This window comes from Vibrio sp. 1580 (assembly GCF_033340055.1).
This window is the reverse complement of record NZ_JAWOVT010000468.1, coordinates 1-593: the sequence shown is the minus strand read 5'-3', so window position 1 is coordinate 593 and position 593 is coordinate 1. Positions and strand designations below refer to the sequence as shown.

The window sequence follows — 593 nt, the reverse complement described above, 5'->3', positions numbered from 1 at the left end:
ACCCACACCGCTCTTCGCACGTCAGCCCCTGACGTTTGATGCGGTAGCAACGGTTGTTGAGCGCGATACTGAAATGTGGCAATTGGTCGTTGGTCAGATGAAAGCGCGTTTCGGTGACATCATCGACGGTCTAAGCCAGCTTGAAGACTTTGTACTGTTCAACCTTAAAGCTGAGAAAGGTTTGTTCGTAAAAGGGTTCGGTCAAGCGTATCAAGTCTCAGGCGATGACTTGGTTGATTTTGTGCATCTACAAGAAGGCCACAAGAAAATCGAAAACGCCTAATGCGGACGTCGTTTTTATGATTGCTAGGAGGGAGTTAGGTTATACTGGCTCCCTTTTTTACATTGGAACAACAGCATGAGACCTGTAAGCAAGGAACTGAGCGAGATCTGTTATCCCTTTATTTACGAAGACAGCCCTGTGTGCGATTTCGAGATCACCGCAGACGAGTTGTGCAGCCGGATTGGGTTGGTGCTGTCGATGGAATTGGACGACTTCAGTCGAGATATTCTCACGCGCCTTCAGCCTAATGTTTACCATCTCAATGGTTCGGTGCGTGGCAAGTTAGCGATTACAGAATCGGAAGTTGAAG

The 593-nt window shown here is 47.9% G+C and carries 2 pseudogenes; both read left to right on the top strand.

Going from position 1 to position 593, the window contains the following annotated elements:
* Window positions 1–283, top strand: a pseudogene (locus R7093_RS26640) (heme utilization protein HutZ); the annotation flags it as partial.
* A gap of 75 nt (window positions 284–358) precedes the next feature.
* Window positions 359–593: pseudogene (locus R7093_RS26635) on the top strand (ATP:cob(I)alamin adenosyltransferase); the annotation flags it as partial.